Genomic DNA, 7,172 nt, shown 5'->3' with positions numbered 1-7,172 from the left:
TAAAAAAACCCCCCTAACAATATGCAAAAAATTTAGCATATTACGCCGGGAAAGTACAGAAATCAACTGGAGAATTGTGAACAAAACAGGCTTGTTTTGGCTGGAATTAAGTGATGCTTTACATGATTATGATGTGTTCAGGCAATTCATTTGTTTTATGGAAGGTCAACTGAACATTTCTATAGCTAATGAAGTTAAATTATTAAGGCAGATATTCAATTTGTATGCGAAATCCAGATTAAGAAGCGTTGCCCCATTCATGCATTATATACCGAAGCAGTCTGGTCTTATTACACTGGCGTGCAGTTTAGGTTATGTACATGAATTAGTTCAATGCCTTTGTTATGAATGGCAAAGAAGGTGGGACTTTATGTTTTCCAGAAGTTCTGTCATTCATCTTGCCGCCGTTTTAAACAAAAAAATTCAGGCTTCCGATACTTTAAAAATTCATTCCGTTTTATTGACTTCCCGTTTGCAAGGGGTTGTTGATCCCAATGAGATGCTTGAAGTATATTTAGGAGAAAATGGAGCGTTTACAAAGCTGGATGTTACAGAATTCAGAGATACAAATGACATTCTGCACGAAACGGATATCATCATTACGGATACCTTTGATTATCTGTATTTTACTAATGTGGCTAATGTGGAAGTCATACTAATTAACCAATTTGTCTCATATAAAGATATGAACCTTCTATTCCAAAAAGTGTCTGATATAAGAAATGAAAAACTAAAAAAATTGGTATCTCAAAAGAAGGAATACTTAGGGAGGCGCCTGTCCTAGGGAGGTGCCTGTCACTTCCCGTATTTTGTCGTTTTGTGTCGATGTTTTGCAAATAAGGTATTTTCTGTCGCTCTTTTTTCCTAATATTGGACTGAATGGCCGTAACGTGGAAGTTCTTAAATTTTCGGGGGCTAAAAAGGGAAATAAAGGCGCCTTGCTTACGAACGAATGTTTTTGACTTTTGGCTAATTCTAGCGTATTTTATGCTTAACCGATGAACGATGAATGATAATGTTAATAGGTGGCAGGCGTGCGTTGTGCTATTCAGAGTTCTGGAAAGTTTGAAAATCAGAAGGGGATGATAAAGTAACGATGGGTCGAAAACAGCGGATTTGGGTGCCACATTCATTCTATCACGTGGTCTGTCGCGGCAATCGCCGTGATGCCCTTTTCAAAGACAACGGTGATTTTAAAATATTCCTCTATATGCTTCAACAGGTCAATGAGAAAACCCCCTTTGAACTCGCTTCCTATTGTTTGATGACCAACCATTTCCACCTGCAAATACGCTCCAGGGAACAGCCGATTTCCAAAGTTATGTCACTCATCAACAAGCGGTATGCTGACTATTACAACACGAAAAACAGAATCACCGGCCATGTCTTTGAAAAGCGGTATTATGATAAAGTGATTAACTCAAAGCAAGGAATGCTGGAAGTAAGCCGCTATATTCATTTGAATCCGGTAGACGCCAACATGGTAATACAGCCACAAAGCTATCAATGGAGCAGTTATCGGTATTATATGCATACATCCCGTCATCATCTTTTGACCATGGCAATTATTTTGGATTACTTTTCGGGAGATGAGTGGGAGAAGCGCAGGAAATACCAGGCGTTTGTTGGAAGGGAAAGGGAAGAATAATTGAGTGGCTTGAAACTCAAAAGGGTAATACATTTAACCTTAAAAAGAAACAAGTCAGACATGTTACTTCAGATGATCCAAAGAATATGGACGATTTTATAGGTACAGACTTTCTTAAGTATATGAAAAGTTATCAAATAGGGTTATAGAGGTTGTTCAAAAAGTCCGGTAAAAATGACACTTCGAATTTCTTCGTTGGCTTGTTTCTCCGCTGCTCATGTATTTAAAAGCATACATTCCGCTGCTCGAAACTGCGCCGCCTCGAACTTCTTGGTCCTTTTTATCCTCCTTTTTGAACACGCACTTATACGGTCTATACACCGATGTTGTGATGGAGTTTTCATCGTCCAAAGGCATACCGATTACTGGGAGAGTGAAGAATGATGATTCAATTGTCTCAAAACTTCATCGTAAGAGGTTTGATGAAAACGGTAGCTTTTCAATAAACAAATACTTAAACGATTTGCTTGGTTTCAGAATCGTTGATCACGATTTCGCACCTAACTTTCATGAACGTACTTGGCTTAAAGGACTTTAAAGAGTTGACTGATAAATTCATGGAGGTGCCTGTCACCTCCCGAATAATGTTGTAATATGTCGAATAATTTTTCCCGGAGATTGTTATTGCACAGGAGGGGGGGATATTTTTTGTTTAATAAACTTCAAACACCACACACATCGCGTCCCGCTCCCATTGGTATCCGGTATTAGTATAAAGTGTTTCTGTTGTTGGATAGGTGTGAATCACTTAATGTATACTGGTTTATCAAGATTTTCTTCAAAATTGCGACAAAGTATGGTAGAATATTACAACTGTATTTTTATCATTATCATTTAACACAGATTTGTTTAGCAGATAAATCGTTGATTGATAGATGTTGGATATTTGAAAGAAGGGGTGTTTTGTATGGTGAAGCGGAAGGACAAGCATAAACCAAAAAGGAAAAAATGGTTATGGATTATACTCATCGTATTCGTTGTATTGATCGGTGCCGGAACTGCTTACGGTTATTCCATCTGGCATAATGTTCAAACAACAGTGGATAAGAAGTTACATAAACCCATTGATGGGATTGACACGGATATAACCAAGAAAAAAGTCGCGAAGAAGGAACCCATCAATATTCTGCTGCTCGGTGTGGATGAACGGCAGTATGATAAGGGCCGTTCGGATACGATGATCGTGATGACGCTCGATCCTGCCAATAACCATATGCAGATGATCAGTATCCCGCGTGATACACGCACTGAAATAGTCGGAAGAGGAACCGTCGATAAGATTAATCATGCCTATGCGTTTGGCAACAGCGAAATGTCCGTTGCCACTGTGGAAAACTTCCTCGACATCGACTTGGACTATTACGTTCGTATGAATATGGAAGGCTTGGAGCAATTAGTGAATGCTGTTGACGGGATAACCGTCAATAATGACCGTGCATTCAAACAGGGCGGACACTCTTTCGATACAGGTGAACTGCAGCTTAACGGGAAAGAGGCGCTGGCATATGTGCGCATGCGCAAGAATGATCCACAAGGTGACCTTGGACGAAATGAACGGCAGCGTCAAGTCATACAAGGCGTTATCAATAAAGGTGCGAGCTTCAATGTTGTCAATAAAATAAACGGTATTATGGATGTGCTCGGCGATAATATGGTCACCAATATGAAATTTGAGGATATGCGTAATCTTGCATCCAATTATCGCAGTGCCCGGAAGGATATCAGCACCTATCAAATGGCCGGACAAGGGACGATGATTGATGGGATTTACTATCAGATTATGTCTGATGAAGAGGTGAAGAAAGTGCATGGGATGATTAAAGAGTTTGGGTCGTAAACTTGCATTCCAATAGCTCTAAGCAGACATGAAAAACGAACTCAAATAAATTTTTTGATCCCTGAAGAAATCGCTAAAGACATTAACAACGATCAAAAAACCTTACCAAGCATCCAAGTGACAAGATGTTGGTAAGGTTTTTTTCAATCAATAGGATTTCCGTTCCTTAGATACCAGGCTCGTTTGACAGAATTTACGTCATTACAAGGTGAGGGTTTGGGAGTGCCTTTGTGTATGCTATTGTATACATTATCAACTTAGTATATAATGTATATGAGGTGATTGCCGATGGAAAATGACAGAAGGATTCGAAAACAAATTTACCTTGATCCTGGTCAAAATAGCCAGGTGAAACAATTAGCTGCACGAAATGACAAGTCGGAAGCGGAAATCATCCGAGAAGCTATTGATAGTTATTTGATAAGTAACCGAACAAACCCCGAAGATCCACTGTTTGAACTGGTTGGAATGGTTAGAGACGGTGTGAAAAATGGATCCACGACACATGATAGGGACATTTATTTGAGTAAAAAAGGGGATACAGATGAAGAGGGATAAATTATTTATCGATACCGGGGCATGGATTGCGGTGATTGTGGAGACGGATCATTTTCATAACAAGGCTCGTTCATATTTAGAAAGTCTTGATTTATCCATGAAACGTTTTACTTCCAGTTATGTAATCGCTGAAACGTATACCTGGCTGCGCTATCGTGAAGGATTTCAATATGCAGACAACTTTCTCGGCATTATCAACCGGTCAAAATCAAGTGGTTTTTTGGATGTCATGATTGGTGAAAGAGACACACTTGAATTATCCGAACAACTACTGCGTGATTTTCCGGATCAACGTTTATCTTATGTGGATGCAGTCAGCATGGCTATGATGAATAAGGAGCAGATTAGCAAAGTATTTGGATTTGATCATCACTTTTATTTGGTGGATTTTGAGGTCGTACCATATTAAACTGTAGGGCCTAAATGAACGTCAGCGCCCGGAAGGATATCAGCACCTATCAAATGTCTGGACAGGGGATGATGATTGATGGGATTTACTATCAGATCATGTCTGATAAAGAGGTGAAGAAAGTGCATGGGAGGATTAAGGAGTTTGGAAGGTGAGGAACAATAAACTAAAGGTTTTAAAACAATACGAATCATGTTTGAATCAAGTGTGTGACCGGTGAAAGAATTGTAATGGTTTCAGTATAAGCTTATAATAGGCAAGAGGAATTGCACACTCCAATGTTTATCCTGTATAGTTTGGATTTTCCAAAGTAGAGTGTATGTATGCACAATCTAACGGTAAGGAGCAAACTGATGGCACTAGACTTCAATAGTCCCGAACCATTGCATAATCAATTAAAGGAACTGATCAGAAGTGAAGTTTTAAAAGGGAATTATACAGGCAAAATACCAAGTGAAAGGGTATTGATGGAAACGTATTCCGTGAGCCGTACCACTATTCGCTTAGCGTTATCAGATCTAGTTCATGAAGGGATCTTAGTCAAAAGACATGGACGGGGAACCTTTACCTCTAAGATACCCGTACAGGATTGGTTGGGGTCATTCAGAAGTATTACTGAAACGATTAGAAGTATGAATATGGAGCCGGGAACCCGTCTGCTTTCCCAGGGGGAAGGTTCATGTTCCAAAAAAATAAAAGAAAAGCTTAAAGTGGATACATATTATTCAATTGGGAGATTGCGGTTTGCAGATGATATTCCAATTGTAATCGAAAAGCACTACTATCCTGTCAAGATCGGGAATAAACTAAAGGAATTTGATCTTCATTCAGCTGTATTATATGATCTGCTTCAATCTTCATTAGGGGTTAATCTCTGGAAAGCACAACAAATGATAATGAGTGGTAAACCTACAGAGAGCGATGCTGAATATTTGGCTATTGATACGAATTCAAGTGTACTCTTAAGCGAACGTTTGATTAAGGACCCAGATGGAAAACCAGTAGAGTTTTTGCAAAGTGTGTTCAGATCAGACATGTATGCTTTTAATATTGAATTAGTGCAAAGGGGAAAGTAAGGACGGAAGTTTTTCATCATAACGCCAGAAAGTATAAATGATGGATGACCTTATAAGAAACCTTGACACCCACTATAAGACAAGGCGAATACCTAAAAATAAATAGGTATACAAACACGAACCTGCAATCCCCACCTGATGAAGAAGGTGGGCTTCTTTTTATAAAAAAGGAATTTTAAAATATTCTAATACATCAAAATATATTGACAGCCATATAAATACATGTTTTAATATGGTTAAACTCTTAGCTGGTAGGTACCAGTAGCTACAATTTTAGCTGAGCTACTTTTAATCATTATTGCCTAAGGAGGTATTTAATGGCCACTTTATCGTTACCCCATCAAATAAAGACAGGTATTGGTTCTGTGAAGCAAATTGGAGAAGTCGTAAAAGCAAATGGCGCTTCTCGTGTATTGGTTATAATGGACTCGTTTTTAGCACAGTCTCCTTTGAACATCAGTGAGAAGGTTGGGGATGCATTAAAGCAGGATGGTATTGATTTTGCTTTGTTTTCGGATTATGCAGGGGAACCGACAACAGCCCATGTGAATAAAGCCTTAGATACTTTACAAGATTTTAATGCCGATTGTGTGATAGCCGTTGGCGGTGGAAGTGCCATCGATATTTCGAAAGCGGTTTCATTATTCGCACTTAACCCGGAAATGGCGTGGGATAAAATAACATTACATTCACGTTTAAATTGTCTTCCATTAATAGCGGTTCCTACCACAGCTGGTACGGGATCTGAGGCAACGAAGGTCATGGTTATAACAAATGCCGAGACAGATTATAAAATGAATCCCGGTCACCATAGTTTAATCCCGGATGCTGCTATTTTGGATCCGGAATTAACCGTAAGCCTGCCGGAGAATTTTACAGCTTTTACCGGCTTAGATGCACTAACCCACGCAATTGAAGCTTATGTCTCGAATAAGGCATCAAGGATGACAGATTTATATGCTTTAAAAGCAATCCAGATGATTGGCAAGTCACTCCCGGTTGTGTATGAAAACAGTGCAGATCTGAAGGAAAGGGAAAACATGCTTTTGGCTAGTTGTTACGCGGGAATTGCGTTTTCGAATTCTTCTACAAATCTTGCACATGCTGCTGCACGTCCGTTGGGGGCACGCTTTCATATACCTCATGGTTTAAGTGTTGCCTTGCTGTTACCTTTTGTCATAAGGTTTGGCTTGGAAAGTGCTGAGGATCGTTATGCTGATATTGCCATTGCTTTAGGGGCTGATGCAGACTCGAGTTCTATACACACTTCTGAAGCTGCAGTTGAGATCACAGAAGTTTTCAATCGTCAATTTAAGATTTGGGAAGCTGGGGAGAATTTTATTAAAAAGATTGATGATTGGGATCATGAGGTAAAGTTGCTCGTTAACGATGCCTTGTCAGGAAATGGCATTCAAACGAACAGAAGAAAACCGACAGCTAAAGATATAGAAGATATTTATCAATCGTTGTTTCATAGATTAGGCGAAAAGGTAGTTTAATAATCATTTAATTATTGAGGGAGGATTTCACATTATGGCTAAGCAAACAGAAGCAATGAAGCAGGCAGTCAATCAAAAACAGAAAATGACACCAAGCGAAGCGATCGTGGAGACACTTGTTGCGGAAAACATTAAGGAAGTATAC

Annotated in this window: 7 protein-coding genes; all 7 read left to right on the top strand. The window is 39.3% G+C overall.

From position 1 onward, the window contains the following. On the top strand, positions 1 to 784 hold a 784-nt coding region (locus IEW67_RS17135), incomplete at its 5' end, for a hypothetical protein (RefSeq protein WP_229671924.1). 312 nt (positions 785 to 1,096) lie between these two features. Further along, a complete protein-coding gene (locus IEW67_RS17130) occupies positions 1,097 to 1,648 on the top strand; it encodes a transposase (RefSeq protein WP_188634297.1) in 552 nt (183 codons plus the stop codon). 907 nt (positions 1,649 to 2,555) lie between these two features. Next, positions 2,556 to 3,485: an LCP family glycopolymer transferase gene (locus IEW67_RS17125; protein ID WP_188634296.1), complete on the top strand. Its 930-nt coding sequence runs from the start codon at positions 2,556 to 2,558 to the stop codon at positions 3,483 to 3,485. A 288-nt stretch (positions 3,486 to 3,773) separates the two neighbouring features. Beyond that, complete coding sequence (locus IEW67_RS17120) at positions 3,774 to 4,043, top strand: ribbon-helix-helix domain-containing protein (protein ID WP_188634295.1); 270 nt, start codon at positions 3,774 to 3,776, stop codon at positions 4,041 to 4,043. Then, positions 4,030 to 4,452, top strand: a complete 423-nt coding sequence (locus tag IEW67_RS17115) for a type II toxin-antitoxin system VapC family toxin (RefSeq protein ID WP_188634294.1) — start codon at positions 4,030 to 4,032, stop codon at positions 4,450 to 4,452. The genes IEW67_RS17120 and IEW67_RS17115 overlap by 14 nt, the downstream gene beginning before the upstream one ends. A gap of 353 nt (positions 4,453 to 4,805) precedes the next feature. Beyond that, positions 4,806 to 5,528 (top strand): GntR family transcriptional regulator, encoded by a 723-nt coding sequence (locus tag IEW67_RS17110; RefSeq protein WP_188634293.1) that lies wholly within the window; start codon positions 4,806 to 4,808, stop codon positions 5,526 to 5,528. Positions 5,529 to 5,845: 317 nt separating this feature from the next. Continuing rightward, entirely contained in the window at positions 5,846 to 7,027 is a 1,182-nt protein-coding gene (locus IEW67_RS17105) for an iron-containing alcohol dehydrogenase (RefSeq protein ID WP_188634292.1), read from the top strand. Positions 7,028 to 7,172 lie beyond the last annotated feature (145 nt).

The sequence above is a fragment of the Lentibacillus kapialis genome, assembly GCF_014646635.1.
In the GTDB taxonomy this organism is placed as follows: Bacteria; Bacillota; Bacilli; order Bacillales; family Amphibacillaceae; genus Lentibacillus; species Lentibacillus kapialis.
Note: the sequence above shows the minus strand (reverse complement) of the source record. Positions and strands in the feature narration are given on the sequence as shown.

Bases quoted from the DNA above. Each gene is read 5' to 3' on its own strand.
- IEW67_RS17105 (WP_188634292.1), top strand. From the start codon at position 5,846: ATGGCCACTTTATCGTTACCCCATCAAATAAAGACAGGTATTGGTTCT.
- IEW67_RS17115 (WP_188634294.1), top strand. From the start codon at position 4,030: ATGAAGAGGGATAAATTATTTATCGATACCGGGGCATGGATTGCGGTG.
- IEW67_RS17120 (WP_188634295.1), top strand. From the start codon at position 3,774: ATGGAAAATGACAGAAGGATTCGAAAACAAATTTACCTTGATCCTGGT.
- IEW67_RS17125 (WP_188634296.1), top strand. From the start codon at position 2,556: ATGGTGAAGCGGAAGGACAAGCATAAACCAAAAAGGAAAAAATGGTTA.
- IEW67_RS17110 (WP_188634293.1), top strand. From the start codon at position 4,806: ATGGCACTAGACTTCAATAGTCCCGAACCATTGCATAATCAATTAAAG.
- IEW67_RS17130 (WP_188634297.1), top strand. From the start codon at position 1,097: ATGGGTCGAAAACAGCGGATTTGGGTGCCACATTCATTCTATCACGTG.